At 66.5% G+C, this 15,980-nt stretch carries 14 protein-coding genes; 7 read left to right on the top strand and 7 right to left on the bottom strand.

Annotation, left to right across the window (positions count from 1 at the left end):
• Nucleotides 1-10: 10 nt before the first annotated feature.
• From RT456_RS05415 to RT456_RS05400, 4 genes are all read right to left on the bottom strand, one after another.
• A complete protein-coding gene (locus tag RT456_RS05415) occupies nt 11-1,090 on the bottom strand; it encodes an SRPBCC family protein (RefSeq protein WP_313343548.1) in 1,080 nt (359 codons plus the stop codon).
• A gap of 56 nt (nt 1,091-1,146) precedes the next feature.
• Entirely contained in the window at nt 1,147-1,341 is a 195-nt protein-coding gene (locus RT456_RS05410; protein ID WP_313343546.1) for a hypothetical protein, read from the bottom strand.
• 61 nt (nt 1,342-1,402) lie between these two features.
• Nucleotides 1,403-2,044, bottom strand: a complete 642-nt coding sequence (locus tag RT456_RS05405; RefSeq protein ID WP_313343544.1) for a response regulator transcription factor — start codon at nt 2,042-2,044, stop codon at nt 1,403-1,405.
• Nucleotides 2,044-3,243, bottom strand: a complete 1,200-nt coding sequence (locus RT456_RS05400; RefSeq protein WP_313343541.1) for a sensor histidine kinase — start codon at nt 3,241-3,243, stop codon at nt 2,044-2,046. Before RT456_RS05400 ends, RT456_RS05405 begins: the two co-directional genes overlap by 1 nt.
• Before the next feature lie 137 nt (nt 3,244-3,380).
• Between RT456_RS05400 and RT456_RS05395 the strand changes: the two genes are divergently transcribed.
• The 5 genes from RT456_RS05395 to RT456_RS05375 are packed head-to-tail and all read left to right on the top strand — an operon-like array spanning nt 3,381 to nt 6,415.
• On the top strand, nt 3,381-3,977 hold the full coding sequence (locus tag RT456_RS05395) for a GNAT family N-acetyltransferase (protein ID WP_313343538.1): 597 nt from the start codon (nt 3,381-3,383) through the stop codon (nt 3,975-3,977).
• 13 nt (nt 3,978-3,990) lie between these two features.
• Nucleotides 3,991-4,773 carry a septum site-determining protein MinC gene (minC, locus tag RT456_RS05390; protein ID WP_313343535.1) on the top strand — a complete coding sequence of 261 codons (783 nt, stop codon included), beginning with the start codon at nt 3,991-3,993 and terminating at the stop codon, nt 4,771-4,773.
• 35 nt (nt 4,774-4,808) lie between these two features.
• The gene (minD, locus tag RT456_RS05385) at nt 4,809-5,618 is read left to right on the top strand and encodes a septum site-determining protein MinD (protein WP_313343532.1); all 810 of its coding nucleotides are present in this window, start codon (nt 4,809-4,811) and stop codon (nt 5,616-5,618) included.
• A gap of 2 nt (nt 5,619-5,620) precedes the next feature.
• Entirely contained in the window at nt 5,621-5,881 is a 261-nt protein-coding gene (gene minE / locus RT456_RS05380) for a cell division topological specificity factor MinE (protein WP_313343529.1), read from the top strand.
• Between the two features lie 48 nt (nt 5,882-5,929).
• Entirely contained in the window at nt 5,930-6,415 is a 486-nt protein-coding gene (locus RT456_RS05375) for a hypothetical protein (RefSeq protein WP_313343526.1), read from the top strand.
• A gap of 566 nt (nt 6,416-6,981) precedes the next feature.
• On the opposite strand, the gene RT456_RS05370 is transcribed toward RT456_RS05375, so the two are convergent.
• The 3 genes from RT456_RS05370 to RT456_RS05360 all read right to left on the bottom strand — a co-directional run bounded on the left by RT456_RS05370 (nt 6,982) and on the right by RT456_RS05360 (nt 12,529).
• Nucleotides 6,982-8,214, bottom strand: coding sequence for a DUF819 family protein (locus RT456_RS05370; protein ID WP_313343523.1), 1,233 nt, complete (start codon nt 8,212-8,214; stop codon nt 6,982-6,984).
• Nucleotides 8,215-8,336: 122 nt separating this feature from the next.
• On the bottom strand, nt 8,337-10,400 hold the full coding sequence (locus tag RT456_RS05365; protein WP_313343521.1) for a S9 family peptidase: 2,064 nt from the start codon (nt 10,398-10,400) through the stop codon (nt 8,337-8,339).
• 158 nt (nt 10,401-10,558) lie between these two features.
• Nucleotides 10,559-12,529, bottom strand: coding sequence for an oligopeptide transporter, OPT family (locus tag RT456_RS05360; RefSeq protein ID WP_313343518.1), 1,971 nt, complete (start codon nt 12,527-12,529; stop codon nt 10,559-10,561).
• Between the two features lie 368 nt (nt 12,530-12,897).
• Between RT456_RS05360 and RT456_RS05355 the strand changes: the two genes are divergently transcribed.
• The gene (locus tag RT456_RS05355; RefSeq protein WP_313343756.1) at nt 12,898-14,046 is read left to right on the top strand and encodes a heparan-alpha-glucosaminide N-acetyltransferase domain-containing protein; all 1,149 of its coding nucleotides are present in this window, start codon (nt 12,898-12,900) and stop codon (nt 14,044-14,046) included.
• A gap of 162 nt (nt 14,047-14,208) precedes the next feature.
• Nucleotides 14,209-15,966: an oligopeptide:H+ symporter gene (locus RT456_RS05350; RefSeq protein ID WP_313343515.1), complete on the top strand. Its 1,758-nt coding sequence runs from the start codon at nt 14,209-14,211 to the stop codon at nt 15,964-15,966.
• Nucleotides 15,967-15,980 lie beyond the last annotated feature (14 nt).

Below are 15,980 nucleotides of genomic sequence, written 5' to 3'. Positions count from 1 at the left end.
AACCGTCGGATTACTTGACGGCCCAGTAGATGTCGTAGGTCGCTTCCGGCGTGAACGACTTCTCCACGCCTGCGTTCCAGGACTCATACGGACGGTCGATCACTTCGTTGCCACCGGTCACAGCCCAGGCACGCAGCGCGTTGCGGGCGATGTCCAGGCCAGCCATGTGGCCGGTGTACTTCGCATGCGCGGTGCGGTGCGGAGCCACGTGCACGTACTTGACCGGCGCACCACCATCGATCTTCACCGTCAGGGCTTCAGCCGAAGCGCCTTCGGTACCCTTCTTCTTGACCGGCTGGGCCACGTCGAAGGCGTACTTCTCCTGACCGAAGTCAGTGGTGATGATGCGGAACGGACCGGCGGCTTCGAGGTCATTGGCCTCCATGACGCGCTTGATCCACTCCTGGTTGTCCTTGATGGACTTGGTGATGGTCGCTTCGCCGCGATCGACGTTGCCCGCAGTGACGATCAGCAGGTCTTCGGCCGGGGCATCGATGATGGCCAGGTCGGTGAGCGGCGCTTCGGCAGTGCGGTAGTCGATGTTCGGCACGGTGGCCAGCATGTTGGCCATGCGCGACAGACCCAGCTTCAGGTCGTCACCGACGTGACGGCTGACGTACAGGCCCGCATAACGACCGAACAGGTTGAAGCCGTACTTGATGCTGTAGTCCTGCGTGATCTTGACGTTGCGGCCACCCTTGCCGGTCGGCTCGAGGGTGAAGCTGGTCTTCTTGTCGTGGCCCTTGGACGGGTCCTCGATGGCGATCGCCACGCGCTTGTTCGGCTCGGACTCGGTGATCTCCCAGCTGCCCTGGCCCAGCGACGCTTCCTTGGAGGAATAGTCCAGGCGGGCGCCCACGCCGGAGGCGGGGCCGGAATGCTTCAGTTCAACGGCGGGATCACGCAGCAGGAGCGGGTTCCAGTCCTTGAAGCGGCGCAGGCTGTTGACCGTGTCGTACACGATCGTCATCTTGCGGTTGGTCTCGATGCTTTCGGTAATGTGTCGCTCGCCCGGCAGCACAACGCCAATGATGACGAACAGGCCAGCCACGATCCCCAAGGCGATCAGGAACTCGATAATACGGGTCATTCAGGAGTCTCCGGGGCCGATCCCACGGCCGGGTTGATTGAAGCGAAGCGCCAATCCTAGCAGGCTTCGCGGGTGTTGTAGATCAGGATTGGCGCACCGGTTTCCATACCGGCAGCGGTTTTGAATAGACAAGGAGCGGAAAGATAGCGCATCACGCGGGCCAGCATGTGGCCGTCGGTGATATTTATTTGCCGGTTTCGGCGACGGTGTCTTGAGCGCCAGCCGCAGGCCTTGTGCCACAAGGCTTTCAACTGGCGTTCATGTTCAACATCGAAACGGCCGACCGTGCTGCGCCGGCGATTTCGCGCGTGCTCAGACCAGCTGCAGCTCGAACGCCTTGAGCACCGCGCGGGTCCGGTCCCGCACCCCCAGCTTGGACAGGATGTTGGAGACGTGGTTCTTGATGGTCCCTTCGGCCACGCCCAGCGAGTTGGCGATCTCCTTGTTGGAGAAGCCGCTGGCCATCAGCCGGAGGATCTCGGTCTCGCGGTCGGTCAGCGGGTCCGGGCGGTCCAGGCTGACAAACTCGTTGCGCATGTGTTCCAGCCCGGACAACAGGCGCTGGGTCACCGCCGGCTGCACCAGCGAGCCGCCATCGGCGACGGTGCGGATCGCACCAACCAGCTGGTCCAGGGTGACATCCTTGAGCAGGTACCCCTTGGCACCCGCCTTCAGGCCGGCCAGCACCAGCTGGTCGTCGTCGAAGGTGGTCAGGATGATGGTGGGCGGCAGCTGGTTCAGCCGCGACAGCATCTGCAGCGCCTCCAGGCCGGACATCACCGGCATGCGCATGTCCATCAGCACCACGTCCGGGCGCACCTGCGGCACCAGCTCGACGGCCTGGCGACCATCGGCCGCCTCGGCCACCACTTCGATCCCGGCGTCCAGCGCGAGCAGCGAGCGGATCCCCTGCCGCACCAGGGTTTGGTCGTCGACCAGGCAGACGCGAATCATCAACGCACTCCTTCCAGGATGGCACCCAGCATCAGCACTGGCACGCCGGGGACCGAGGCACGCAGGCGGAAGCCCTTGCCCCGGTGGGTTTCTATCTGCAGCTCACCGCCGCATTGTTGCAGGCGCTCGCGCATTCCGCGCAGCCCGTTGCCGATGACGATGCCATCGGCACCCACCCCGTCATCATGCGCCTGTACGACCACCTGCCCCGGGGGTTCCCGGCGCACCTGGATCCACAGGTTGCGGGCGCGCGCATGGCGCACCGCGTTGGTGATGATTTCCTGGGTGCAGCGCAGCAGCACGTGGGCCTGTTCGGGATCCTCCACGCTCAGCGGCTCTTCGATGTCCAGATGGATGTCCAGCGACGGCACCTGTTCGGTCAGCGGGCGCAGCGCGGCGGCCAGGTCGATGGCGCCACTGTCGCGCAGCTGGCTGACCGCCTCGCGCACGTCGGTGAGCAGCAGCTTGGCCAGGGTGTGGGCTTGATGCACGTGCTCCTGCGCCTGGCCCTCGGTGATGTGGCCGGCCACTTCCAGGTTCAGGCTGAGCGCGGTGAGGTGGTGGCCGAGCAGGTCGTGCAGCTCGCGGGAGATGCGGGTGCGCTCGTTGACCCGGGCGCTTTCGGCCAGCAGAACGCGGGTGGCGCGCAGTTCGGTGTTGAGCCGGCGCTGTTCCTCGCGGGCGTCGGTCTGCTGCCGGGCGACCAAGCTGGTCACGAAGATGAACATGGAAAAGCCGCCATACAGCAGCGACTGCATCACCGCCTCGAACAGCGAGAACGGCAGGAACAGGTAGTACACCGGGGCCACGGCCAGCTGGCTGACCAGCAGCCAGATCACCCCCACCCGCGCCGGCAGCATCCAGGGGATGACCCCGGCGGCGACCATCATCAGGATGCTGCCCAGGCCCGAGCCGCTGAGGAAGCTCACCGCCAGCGCCGAGATGGTCAGCAGCACCAGGATGGCGCGGTCGTACCAGGCCGAGTGGCCGCCGTTGCGCAGGCCGCGGGTCAGCCACAGGTAGCCGCCGCCGAAGGCCAGGTAGGCCAGGAACAGCAGCAGCGCGGGCACGTCGACGCCGCCGCCGCTGCGTTTCACCAGCGCTTCGTACTGGGAATAGACCAGCGGCAAGCCAAGCATGACCCAGGTAAACAGGCCGGCCAGTCGCAGTACTCGGGTTTGGCTGAGGTATCCCAACATGGACGCATCTTAGGCTGAACCTGCCCCGCTGCATCCGGACATAAGTCATGCCTGGCCTGTGCCCTGCCCGGCCACCCATGCAATAATCCCCCGCAGGGCCCTGAGAGGGGCCAACCGCGTTACCCCACGGAGTCACAATGTCGATTGTCATCCGCGACGTGCGCGAGCACGAGCTCGATTCCGTCCTGGCCCTGAACAACAACGCTGGCCTGGCCATCCTTCCGCTGGATGCCGCCCGCCTGCGCCTGTTCTATGAAACCGCTGAATATTTCCGCGTCGCCGAGCGCGACGGCAACCTGGCCGGTTTCCTGATCGGTTTTGGCAGCGACAGCCAGCACGACAGCAGCAACTTCGCCTGGTTCAAGCAGCACCTGTCCAGCACATTCTTCTATATCGACCGCATCGTGGTGGCCAGCCGCCGCCGCGGTGGTGGCGTGGGCCGCGCGTTCTACGCCGATGCCCAGAGCTATGCCGAGCTGCGCTTCCCGCAGCTGACCTGCGAAGTGTTCCTGGACCACGGCGCCGACGCGGCGCTGCTGTTCCATGGCAGCTTCGGTTTCCGCGAGGTCGGGCAGAACACCATGGCGCACGTGGACGTGCGCGCCAGCATGCTGCTCAAGGACCTGTGCAGTTACCAGTGGGTGCATGACACCTACGGCGACACGCTGCCCGACGTGCCCTGGGTGGGCCATCGTCGCGAGCCGCTGCGCGCGCAACGACCGACGGGGACCTGAAGTGGCGGCGAACATGGATTTTGAACAGGCCGGTGAACTGAAGATCGGCCAGGTGGGTATCGCCAACCTGCGCATCCGCACCCTGGATGTGGAACGTCTCACCAAGGAAATGCACGACCGGGTGGCCCGCGCGCCGAAGCTGTTTGGCCGCGCGGCCGTCATCCTGGACTTCGGCGGCCTGAGCCGCATGCCCGACGTGGCGACCGCGCAGGCGTTGCTGGATGGCCTGCGCAGCGCCGGCGTGCTGCCGGTGGCGCTGGCCTACGGCAGCAACGAAACCGACCTGCTCTCGCAGCAGTTGGGGCTGCCGCTGCTGGCCAAGTTCCGCGCCCAGTACGAGCGCGCCGAAGGTGAACCGGCTGCGGTGGCACCTGCGCCTGCGCCCGCCCCCGCCGCGGAGCCGGTGCGTCGCGCACGCGCGGCCGCAGCGCCGGCACCGGCCGCGCCGGACGCAGCCCATGCCCCGTCGCCGGGCCGCATGCAGACCAGCAATGTCCGCTCGGGCCAGCAGCTGTATGCCGAAAACTGCGACCTGACGGTCATGGCCACGGTCGGCGCGGGTGCCGAAGTGATCGCCGATGGCAGCATCCATATTTACGGTACGCTGCGGGGCCGTGCCCTGGCAGGTGCCCAGGGCAATACCACGGCGCGTATTTTCTGCCGTGACTTCCACGCTGAACTGGTCGCCATTGCCGGCCATTACAAGGTACTGGACGATGTTCCCGACACCCTGCGCGGCAAGGCCGTGCAGGTGTGGCTGGAACAGGACCAGATCAAGATCGCGGCGCTGGACTGAGCCAGCACCCAAACAAAAGAATCAGGAGAAGTCCTTTGGCTGAAATCATCGTAGTCACCTCCGGCAAGGGCGGCGTCGGCAAGACCACCAGCAGCGCCAGCCTGGCCTGTGGACTTGCACGTCGTGGCAAAAAGGTGGCGGTGATCGACTTCGACGTCGGCCTGCGCAACCTTGATCTGATCATGGGCTGCGAGCGCCGCGTGGTGTACGACTTCGTCAATGTGGTACACGGCGAAGCCACCCTCAAGCAGTCGCTGATCAAGGACAAGCGCTTCGACAACCTGTACGTGCTGGCTGCCTCGCAGACGCGCGACAAGGATGCGCTGACCCAGGAAGGCGTGGGCAAGGTCCTCAAGGACCTGGCCGCGGACGGCTTCGAGTACATCATCTGCGACTCGCCGGCGGGTATCGAGAAGGGTGCGTTCCTGGCGATGTATTTCGCCGACCGCGCGGTCGTGGTGGTGAACCCGGAAGTGTCGTCGGTACGCGACTCGGACCGGATCATCGGCCTGCTTGACTCGAAGACGCACAAGGCCGAATCGGGCCAGAACGTGCCGGCCTTCCTGCTGCTGACGCGCTACAGCCCGGCGCGGGTGGAAACCGGCGAGATGCTGAGCATCACCGACGTCGAGGAAGTGCTGGGGCTGAAGGCCATCGGCGTGGTGCCGGAATCCGGCGACGTGCTGAACGCGTCCAACAAGGGCGAGCCGGTGATCCTGGATCCGGAATCGTCGGCCGGCCAGGCGTATGACGATGCGGTCGCCCGCATCCTTGGCGAAGAGCGTCCGATGCGCTTCACCACCACTGAGAAGAAGGGCTTCTTCAGCAAGCTGTTCGGAGGGTAAGCATGGGCCTGTTCGATTTCCTCAAGACGAAGAAGACCACCGCCGAAACGGCCAAGAACCGCCTGCAGATCATCATTGCGCAGGAGCGCAGCCACCGTGGTGGCCCGGACTACCTGCCGCTGCTGCAGCGCGAGCTGCTGGAAGTGATCAAGAAGTACGTGAACATCGACGCGGACGCGGTGAAGGTGGATCTGGTCAAGGACGGGGAGCACGACGTGCTCGACATCTCCGTGGCGTTGCCGGAAGGCCCGCAGCACCCCTGATCGACAGCGCCCCTCTCCCGACGGACAGGGGCGCAGCACAGACACGCCATGAACACGCCCCCCGCCGACGCCGAACCGCTGGTCACCCGCGTGGGCGACATCCCGTTCGAAAGCGCTGCGGCGCTGCTGGCAACCCACGCGCTGCGATTGCACCGGGTGCCCGATGGGGCACCGATTCCCGGCAGTTACTGGGGCGAGCCCGAAGCGGGCATCATCGCCAGCGACGTATACGTGCGTAACGACACGCCGGTGCACTCGATGCTGCATGAGGCCTGCCACCTGATCGTGCTGCCGCCGGAGCGGCGCGCGCTGGTGCACACCGACGCGACCGATTCGGTCCCGGAAGAAGACGCCACCTGTTACCTGCAGATCGTGCTGGCCGGGCAACTGCCCGGTGTGGGCAGCGCGCAGCTGATGGCCGACATGGACGCGTGGGGCTACACCTATCGTTTGGGCTCCACGCGCGCCTGGTTTGAACAGGATGCCGAAGACGCAAAGGCCTGGCTGATCGAGCGCGGCCTCCTCGCTGCGTAAAGCCACCCGCGCCATATATGGCGATTGGCAATCCACCAAATACGCCATCAATCGATGTGCCATCACCGACATCGTTGTGTCTGCGCGTAGAGCGCTGGCTGCCTTGGTTCTGCGTGGGGGGCGAGGGAGGGGTAGGCCCTGGCCGGACACGCGTGAACCCATCCATGGGGCTTATCGCAGCATCCATGCTGCTCAAAGTCCGGCCAGGGCCTACCCCTCCCTCGCCCCGCCGACATTTTCCTCGACGGACAAAAGAGCAAGAGCCTGCAGAAGTGGACCTTCCGCCAATTGGCTTTAACTGCCTTTGACTTCCCCGCCGCCGGCGCAACCTGTCTGGGGGCGCGGGGTGGGAAGGGGTAGCGGGGCTTTGAGCAGCATGGGTCGGGCGTATACGCCCGACGGGTTGGGCAGGAGCCCAACCCCGGTCTTGCCGTGTGCGCAGGACAGCGCACACGCGCAAGCTGCGATAAGCCCCATGGATGGGTTCACGCGTGCCCCGCTACCCCCTCCACCCCGCTCCCCCGCGCGCGGAAGATCAAACAGCCAGCGCCATTCGCGGCGAAACGTCAGCCGCCTGCCAAAGCCCGAAGCGTGATGCCAACGATGTAGGCGAGATACGTGCCGGTTGCGTAGCCCATCGTGCCGAGCAGGACGCCGACCGGGGCCAATGAGGGATGGAAGGCCGCTGCGACCACAGGCGCTGATGCCGGGCCGCCGATGTTGGATTGCGAACCGATCGCGAAGTAGAAGAACGGCACCTTGAGCGCCATGGCCAGCGCCAGCAGCAGGACGATGTGCACGGCGATCCAGATCAGGCCCAGTGCGAACAGCCAGGGGCGTTCCAGCAGGGCCAGCAGATCCATCTGCATGCCGATGCAGGCGATCAGGAAATACAGCAGCAGCGAGCCCAGCTTCGACGCGCCCGCGCCTTCCAGGTTGCGCGCGCGGGTGAAGCTCAGCCCCAGCCCGCACGTGGTGGAGATCACCACCACCCACACGAACGGCGCGTCCAGGCTGAACTGCGAGGCCCAGCTCACGTGGCCCTTGAACCAGGCCGAGACCGGCCCGGCAATGGCGTGCGACAAGCCTACCGTGCCGAACGCTACGGCCACGATCAGCATCAGGTCGGTCAGGCTGGCCACCCGCTCGTGCTCGGCCTGGAATTTTTCGATGCGCAGTTTCAGTGCGTCGATCGCCGAGGTATCAGCACCCGTGCGCGCATCGATCTTCGCCGCGCGCCCCGCCATGAAGATCAGCACGGCCATCCACACGTATCCCACGCCCACGTCCACCACGGCGAACTGACCGAACGTGGTCGCGTTGACGTCGAACACCTCGCGCATCGCCAGCATGTTGGCACCACCGCCGATCCAGCTGCCGGCCAGCGCCGCCATGCCGGCCCAGGTGTCGCCGGCCACGGTGGACGGATGTATCCACTTCATCAGCATGAAGGCCACTACCGCGCCGATCATGATGCTGAGGGAGGCACCCAGGTACATCAGGATCAGCTTCGGACCCAGCCGCAGGATGCCCTTGATGTCGACGGCCAAGGTCAGCAGGACCAGTGCCGCGGGCAGCAGGATGTCGCGTGCCACCGGGTTGTAGAGGCTCGTGTTCTGCCCGTCGATGAGGCCCACGGTGTTGTAGACGCCGGGGATCATGTAGCACAGCAGCAAGGCCGGCACGAAGGTATAGAAACGCTTCCACAGCCCCGTCTGGCGTGAGGCGGTCCAGAACACGGCACCGAGGGTGGCGGCGATCAGGCCGAAGACTACGATGTCGTTCTGGATCAGAGGCATGAAGGCGTCTCGGTAGTGCCGGCCGCTGGCCGGCAACCTCGGAAGGTCGATGGGGTTGCCGGCCAGCGGCCGGCACTACGCGTATACCCAGCGCCGCCGCGGAAGGCGGCGCTGGTCACCGGTCATTCGCCGATGTGCTGCTTGAGCCAGCCGTTCACGGTGTCATGCCACTGCACGCTGTTCTGCGGCTTGAGCACCCAGTGGTTCTCGTCCGGGAAGTACAGGAACTTGGACTCGATCCCCTGGCGCTGCGCGGCCGTGAACGCGCCCAGGCCCTGTTCGACCGGGATGCGGTAGTCGAGCTGGCCGTGGATGATCAGGATCGGCTTCTTCCAGTCGGCCACGTGGTTGACCGGGTTGAACTTCTCGTAGTTCGCCGGCTTCTGGAACGGCGTACCGCCCTGCTCCCACTCGGTGAACCACAGCTCTTCGGTGGCGTAACCCATCATGCGCTGGTCGAACACGCCGTCATGGTTGACCAGGCACTTCCACGGCGTGTTCCAGTTGCCGGCGATCCAGTTGACCATGAAGCCGCCGTAGCTGGCGCCCAGCGCACAGGCCTTGTCGCCGTTGAGGAACGGGTACTGCTTCTGTGCCGCCGCCCAGCCCTTCTGCAGGTCTTCCAGCGGGCGGTCGCCCCAGTGCTGGCTGATCGCGTCGGTGAAGGCCTGGCCGTAGCCGGTGGACCCGTGGAAGTCGATCATCACCACCGCGTAGCCCTGGCCCGCATACGTCTGCGGGTTCCAGCGGTAGCTCCAGCCATTGCCGAAGCTGCCCTGCGGGCCGCCGTGGATCAGGAACGCCACCGGGTAGGTCTTGCCTTCCTGGTAGTTGTACGGCTTGACCACGTAGCCGTGCACGGTCTCATTGTTCCAGCCCTTGAACTGGAACTGCTCGTAATCGCCGAACGCCACGTCGGGCAGCATCTGCCCGGCGCTCGGGGTGATCTCACGCGGGCTGCTGCCGTCGGCCTGGGCCACCACGATCTGGTCGCCGCTCTTCAGGCTGTTCTTCGTGTAGGCCAGGGTGCCGCCGGCGATCACCGGCGAACCGATGCTGCCGCCTTCGGCGACGACCGTGGCCTTGCCGGTGGCGATGTCGATGTTGAACAGGCGGTGCTCGCCGAGGTCGTCGGCCGCGGTGTAGAAGCTGCTGCCATCCTGCGACAGCACCACTTCGCCGGCCGAACGATCCCACGTCGGCGCGATCTCACGGGTCTTGCCCGAGGCCACGTCCATCGCCATCACGCCGAAGCGGTCGGCTTCGAAACCGGGGCGCTTCATCGCGCGGTAGTACAGGGTGTTGCCGTCGGCGCTGAACACCGGGCCGGCATCCCAGGCCGGGTTGGCCGCGGTCAGGTTGACCGGGGCCTGCTTGCCCTCGGCATCGAGGCGGTACAGGTCGAAATTGGTCGACCACGCTTCCTCACGGCCGGCCACGCGGATGCTGGCCACCACGCTCTTGCCGTCCGGTGCCCAGGTGAAATCGTCATTGCCGCCGAACGGCTTGGACGGCGCATCGCCGGCCAGCGTGGCGCTGATCGCCGACGCGCCCTTGACCGCAGCGGCCTTGCCGGCCGGCAGCGGGGCCACGAACAGGGTGTTGCGGCGGCCGTCGTTCCAGGTATCCCAGTGGCGCACGAACAGGCTGTCGAACACCTCGCCGGTGTTCTTGCGCGCCTTGTGCGCGTCCAGCTTTTTGCTGGTGCAGGCCAGGTCCGAACCGCAGTCCTGGAACACGCCGGCACTGAAGGCCACGCGGTCGCGCTGCGGGGAGACCTGGAACCCGTCCACGTCGACCGCGAAGTCGGTCAGCTGGCGCGGCGTGCCGCCGGCCAGCGGCATGGCGTACAGCTGCTGGCTGCCGCCCTTGGCGCTGAGGAAGTACACGGTCTGGCCATCGGCCGACAGCGCGGCCGAATTGACGTTCCAGCCGGCCGGGGTGAGCGGCTTCGGCGGCGCGGCATCGCGGGTGCGCAGGTTGCGGATGAACAGGCCGGTGCTGGCCTTGCTGTCGGTGCCGACCACGCGCTTGGCGAACACGACGTTGCCGCCGTCGGCGGTCAGCAGCGGGGCCGAAACCCGATCCAGCGCGATCATGTCGCGCACATCCAGGCCACGCGTGGCGGCCAGCGACGGCAGCGCGGTCAGCAGGCACAGCGGCAACAGGGCGTAACGAAGCTTCATCGGGTTCTCCGCGGAACGGCAAAACGCCGATGGTAGGGTCCCGGCGCCCCCCAGCGCAAAGGCCACAGGTAATGCTGTGGTGCGGGCCGCACGCCGACAACCGTTCAAAAACAAACCCCGCCGTGGCGGGGTTTGTCGGTCTTCACATCAGGTCGGCATCACACCGCGCCCGCCTTTTTGCCGGTCCGGTAGATCAGCCAGCCGACCACGAACAGCACGGCCAGGCCGATCCACTGCGCCCCGGGCAGGTGGAACGGCAGCGCCAGCACGTCGGCGCGGCTGCTGAGCACGATCGGGACCGCGATCGCGATACCCATCAGGGCTTCGCCGGTGATCAGGCCCGCGGCGAACAGCACGCCCGGCTTGTGCACGCGGTCGCGGCCTTCTTCGTCATCGGCACGGACCTTGTGGAAGCGCTCGACCAGGTAGGCAATCAGGCCGCCCAGGAAGATCGGCACCATCAGTTCCAGCGGCAGGTAGATGCCGATCGCGGCGGCCAGCACCGGCACGCGGAAGCGCGCGTTGCGCGACTTCAGCCAGCTGTCCAGCGCGATGATGGCCGCGCCGACCACGGCGCCGATGCCGATGAAGGTCCACGGCAGCTCACCGCCGAACAGGCCCTTGGCCACCGACGCCATCAGGTTGGCCTGCGGTGCGGCCAGCGCGTTCGGGTGCAGGTCGGACTTGACGCCGATACCGTAGGCGGTCGCCAGCAGGTTCAGCACCGGTGCCATGATCAGCGCGCAGGAGAACGCGCCGATGCCCAGCATCAGCTGCTGCTTCCACGGCGTGGCGCCGACGATGTAGCCGGCCTTCAGATCCTGCAGGTTGTCGCCACCGACCGCGGCGGCACAGCACACCACCGCACCGATCATGATCGCGGCCACCGCACCGAGCGGCGCGCCGCCGATACCCACCGGGGTCAGGCCATCCTTGCCCAGCAGCAACACCAGCACGGCCGAGGCGAACAGGATGGTGGAAATGGTGATGCCCGAGACCGGGTTGTTGGACGACCCGATCAGGCCGGCCAGGTAGGCCGAGACCGACACGAACAGGAAGCCGGCGACGATCATGATGAGGGTCATCGGGATCGACACGTGCCACTGGCCCACGATGGCCTGGTACAGGGCCAGCAGCGGCAGGGTGAACACCACCAGCGCCACCAGCATCCACTTCATCGGCAGGTCGCGTTCGGTGTGGGCCAACACCGGGCCGCCACTCTTGCGCGCGGCGGCAAACCCGCTCTTGACGCCGTTGAGCAGCGACTTGCGCAGCGAAATCAGCGTCCACACACCGCCGATCAGCATCGCGCCGACGCCGAGGTAGCGCATCTTCGCGCCCCAGATGGCGAAGGCCGCTTCGGTGGAGCTGGCGGTAGCGATCGATGCGGCCAGGCCCGGGTCGGTGTTCATGAAGAACGCCTGGTACAGCGGGATGGCGATGTGCCAGGTCAGGATCGAACCGGACACCACCACGATGCCGACGTTGAGGCCGACGATGTAGCCCACGCCCAGCAGGGCCGGCGACAGGTTGGTACCGATGAAGGCGGTGATCTTGGAGCTGCCCACGTAGGCCGAGGTGGCCCATGCATCGGGGATCAGGCGCATGCCGCTTTCAGCGGCCAGCTTCACGAAGGCGCCGATCACGGCCGACACGGCCAGGATCTTCAGGCCCGGGCCCGGGTTTTCACCGGCCTTGAGCACTTCAGCGGCCGCCTTGCCTTCCGGGAACGGCAGCGGGTCTTCGACGATCATCGAACGCCGCAGCGGCACCGAGAACAGCACGCCCAGCAGGCCACCCAGGCCGGCAATGCCCAGCACCCACCAGTACTTGAAGTCCGGCCAGTAGCCCATGATCACCAGCGCGGGGATGGTGAAGATCACGCCGGCGGCGATCGACGAACCGGCCGAGGCGCCGGTCTGGACGATGTTGTTCTCAAGGATGGTGCCACCGCCGAGCAGGCGCAGCACGCCCATCGAGATGACGGCCGCGGGAATCGCGGTGGCGATGGTCAGGCCTGCGAACAGACCCAGGTAGGCGTTGGCCGCCGACAGGATCACCGCCAGCACGATGGCAAGCACCACCGCGCGGAAAGTGAGCTGTTTGGGCGCAGCGTCGTCGTTGTTCATGGAAGCCCCTGCTGGCAAAAAATCTGCTCCACGCTAGCGTTCATGTAGAGGCAAGGCAAGTCGTGCCTTCGGCACGACGTATCGCCGAAGGCGATACCGTGGCGCCCAGGCGCCACGGTAGTGCCGGCCGCTGGCCGGCTCCAGGCGATCCAACGGTAGTGCCGGCCGCTGGCCGGCTCCAAGCGATCCAACCCATCAAACGGTAGTGCCGGCCGCTGGCCGGCTCCAAGCGATCCCAACCCCATGCGAGGAGCCGGCCAGCGGCCGGCACTACGCACCAACGACCCTGATCGGCAAAGCCCCAAACCCCAACACGCACGTAATTTTGTAATGTTATATCCTATCACACCGCACCTCCTGCCGTGACCGTGGCCCCACCCTCCCCCCGCCTAACCTCCATCGACCAGCTGCGCGGCACCGTCATCGTGCTGATGCTGCTCGACCATGTACGCGAAACCTTCTACCTGCACCACCAGGTCGCCGACCCCATGGGGCTGGACCAGATCGAGCCCGCCCTGTTCGTCAGCCGCCTGCTCGCCCACCTGTGTGCCCCGGTGTTCGTGCTGCTCACCGGCCTGTCGGCGTGGCTGTACGCCAGTGGTCAGGTGCACGGGCGTCGCGCCGCCTCCGCCTTCCTGCTCAAGCGCGGCCTTTTCCTGATCGCGCTGGAACTGCTTGTGGTGAACTTCGCCTGGACCCTGCAGTTCCCGCCCAGCGTGATCTACCTGCAGGTGATCTGGGCCATCGGCCTCAGCATGGTCGCGCTGGCCGGCCTGTTGTGGCTGCCGCGCGGGGTGCTGGCGGCGCTGGCCCTGGCGCTGATCGCCGGGCACAACCTGCTCGACGGCGTGCACGTCAGCGGCGACGGCCCGCTGGCCGTGCTCTGGAAGATCCTGCACCAGCGCGACTGGATCGCGGTCGGCGACGCCCTGCGCCTGCGCACCTCCTACCCCGTGCTGCCGTGGATCGGGGTCATCGCGCTCGGCTATGCGATCGGCCCCTGGTTCGCCCGCGCTGGCGATGCGACTGTGCGCCGGCATCGCCTGCTGTGGGCCGGCTGCGGCGCCCTGCTTGGCTTCGCCCTGCTGCGCGCCACCAACGTGTACGGCGATGCGCCGTGGCAGGCGTTCGACAGTGCCGGCCAGACGCTGATGAGCGTCTTCAACGTCACCAAGTACCCGCCCTCGCTGCTGTTCGTGCTGCTCACCCTGGGCATCGGCCTGTTGCTGCTGCGCCTCTACGAGCACCCCGGGGTCGCCCGCGCACTGGCCCCGCTGGCCAACATCGGTGCCGCGCCGATGTTCTTCTACCTGCTCCACCTGTATGTCCTGAAGCTGCTGTACGTGGCCGCGGAGGCGTACTTGGGGCAGACCCATGGCGGGTATTTCGGCGTGGACCACGTCGGAACGCTGTGGCTGATCACCGCCGCATTGGCGTTGGCCCTGTATTGGCCGACCCGCGCGTTCGCGCGCCTGAAGACCCGCCGCAGAGACCTGGCCTGGCTGCGGTACCTGTAGCGCCACGCCATGCGTGGCCGCGTGATCCGTAGAGCCACGCCCTGCGTGGCTGCGAGGTATCGGGTCCTGTAGAGCCACGCCCTGCGTGGCTGCGGGGCCCCCGATACCAGTGAAGCCGGCTAAAGCGTGATAATCGCGACCTGATTTGTCGCCAATAACCCGATGACCGCCACCGCCCTGCCCGCCTCCGACGACTTCCTTGGCCATCCCAAAGGCGTTTACGTCTGCTTTTTCACCGAGATGTGGGAGCGCTTCTCGTTCTACGGCATGAAGGCGCTGCTGCTGCTGTACCTCACCAAGTACCACCTGTTCGGTGACAAGGCCGGCCTGGACCTGCTGGGGGCCTATGGCGGCCTGGTGTACTGCATCCCCGTGTTCGGCGGCCTGCTCGCCGACCGCTGGCTGGGCATGCGCAAGGCCGTGGTGTTCGGCGGGGTCCTGCTCGTCCTGGGCCACCTCGGCATGGCGTTCGAAGGCCATGCCGCCACCCGCGTCGGTGGCCAGGTCGTGCGCGACGAGGCCGCCCTTGGCATCACCTATCTGTCGCTGGCGCTGATCATCATGGGCGTGGGCTTCCTGAAGCCCAACATCTCCACCATCGTCGGCAAGCTCTACCCCGACAACGACCCGCGCCGCGACTCCGGCTTTTCCCTGTTCTACGCCGGCATCAACCTCGGCGCCCTGTTCGCCTCCCTGGTGTGCGGCTTCCTGGGCGAGGCCTACGGCTGGAAGTACGGCTTCGGCGCCGCCGGCATCGGCATGGTCATCGGCCTGGGCATGTTCCTGTGGGGCCAGAAGTACCTGCACGGCCATGCCGAACCCACCAACGCCGCCGCACTGCGCCAGCGCGTGTTTGGCCTGCGCCGCGAATGGCTGATCTACGGCGTGGCCGTGCTGGGCGTGGTGCCCGTGGCGGCGCTGATGTGGGCCGCCGCCAACGGCGCGTTCGCCATCGGCGGCGAAATCAGCCTGGCCCTGATGCTGATGATTGTCGTGCTGGGCGGCGTGCTGCTCTGGTTCGCCTGGTTCACCGGCACCCGCTGCACGCCTGTCCAGCGCCAGCAGATGATTGCCCTGATGGCGCTGATCTTCATGGCCCTGGTGTTCTTCACCCTGTACGAGCAGACCTACGGTTCGTGGGTGACCTTCACCGACCGCCTGCTGACCAAGGACCTGGTGCCCTCGCTGGTGATCCGCGACGGCACGCCGCTGCCGTGGTCGATCGCCTCCCTGCTGCTGGCGCCGCTGGGCTTCGTGGTGGCCGCGCGCCTGTCCGAACGGCGGCCCGGCTCGCAGGCCCCGCGCAACCTGTTCATCGCCATCGTCGCGCTGATGCTGGTGCTGCTCATCCGCGACTGCCTGGTGATTCCGCAGACCGCCGGTTCGCTGACCTACCTGGGTGGCCTGTTCCTGGTGGTGCTGGCACCGCTGTTCGCCGTGTTGTGGGCCTGGCTGGACCGCCGCCGCCTTGACCCGTCCAAGCCGCTGAAGTCGTCGCTCGGGCTGATCTTCGCGGCACTGTCGTTCGTGCCGCTGGCGCTGGCTGCACAGCAGGTGGGAGCGACCGGACAGATGGCCAGCGTGTGGTGGCTGGTGCTGGCCTACCTGGTGCTGGAGATTGGCGAGATGTGCCTGTCACCGGTGGGCCTGTCCGCCGTGACCCAGCTGGCCGCGCCGCGCGTGGTGAGCCTGATGATGGGCACCTGGTTCCTGGCCACCGCGTTCTCCGAAACGCTGGCCGCACTGTTCGGCAAACTCGCGGCCATCGAGGTGCCCGAAGGCGAAACCATGAACATCACCGCTGCCGCCGCCAGCTATGAACACCTGTTCTGGCTGCTGATGTGGATCGGCCTGGGCTGTGCTGCCGTCGCGCTGATGGGCTCGCCGCTGCTGAAGCGGTTGATGCACGGCGTGAAGTAAGCGGCAGCCGCGCG

Source organism: Stenotrophomonas sp., from assembly GCF_032099025.1.
Taxonomy (GTDB): domain Bacteria; phylum Pseudomonadota; class Gammaproteobacteria; order Xanthomonadales; family Xanthomonadaceae; genus Stenotrophomonas.
This window is presented reverse-complemented; position numbering and strand designations above follow the sequence as displayed.

What these genes read in the sequence shown, in the direction of transcription:
- RT456_RS05370 (WP_313343523.1), bottom strand. Translation starts at nt 8,214, where the DNA reads ATGCCTCTGATCCAGAACGACATCGTAGTCTTCGGCCTGATCGCCGCC.
- RT456_RS05350 (WP_313343515.1), top strand. Translation starts at nt 14,209, where the DNA reads ATGACCGCCACCGCCCTGCCCGCCTCCGACGACTTCCTTGGCCATCCC.
- RT456_RS05375 (WP_313343526.1), top strand. Translation starts at nt 5,930, where the DNA reads ATGAACACGCCCCCCGCCGACGCCGAACCGCTGGTCACCCGCGTGGGC.
- minE (WP_313343529.1), top strand. Translation starts at nt 5,621, where the DNA reads ATGGGCCTGTTCGATTTCCTCAAGACGAAGAAGACCACCGCCGAAACG.
- RT456_RS05400 (WP_313343541.1), bottom strand. Translation starts at nt 3,243, where the DNA reads ATGTTGGGATACCTCAGCCAAACCCGAGTACTGCGACTGGCCGGCCTG.
- RT456_RS05405 (WP_313343544.1), bottom strand. Translation starts at nt 2,044, where the DNA reads ATGATTCGCGTCTGCCTGGTCGACGACCAAACCCTGGTGCGGCAGGGG.
- RT456_RS05395 (WP_313343538.1), top strand. Translation starts at nt 3,381, where the DNA reads ATGTCGATTGTCATCCGCGACGTGCGCGAGCACGAGCTCGATTCCGTC.
- RT456_RS05360 (WP_313343518.1), bottom strand. Translation starts at nt 12,529, where the DNA reads ATGAACAACGACGACGCTGCGCCCAAACAGCTCACTTTCCGCGCGGTG.
- RT456_RS05415 (WP_313343548.1), bottom strand. Translation starts at nt 1,090, where the DNA reads ATGACCCGTATTATCGAGTTCCTGATCGCCTTGGGGATCGTGGCTGGC.
- minC (WP_313343535.1), top strand. Translation starts at nt 3,991, where the DNA reads ATGGATTTTGAACAGGCCGGTGAACTGAAGATCGGCCAGGTGGGTATC.
- RT456_RS05365 (WP_313343521.1), bottom strand. Translation starts at nt 10,400, where the DNA reads ATGAAGCTTCGTTACGCCCTGTTGCCGCTGTGCCTGCTGACCGCGCTG.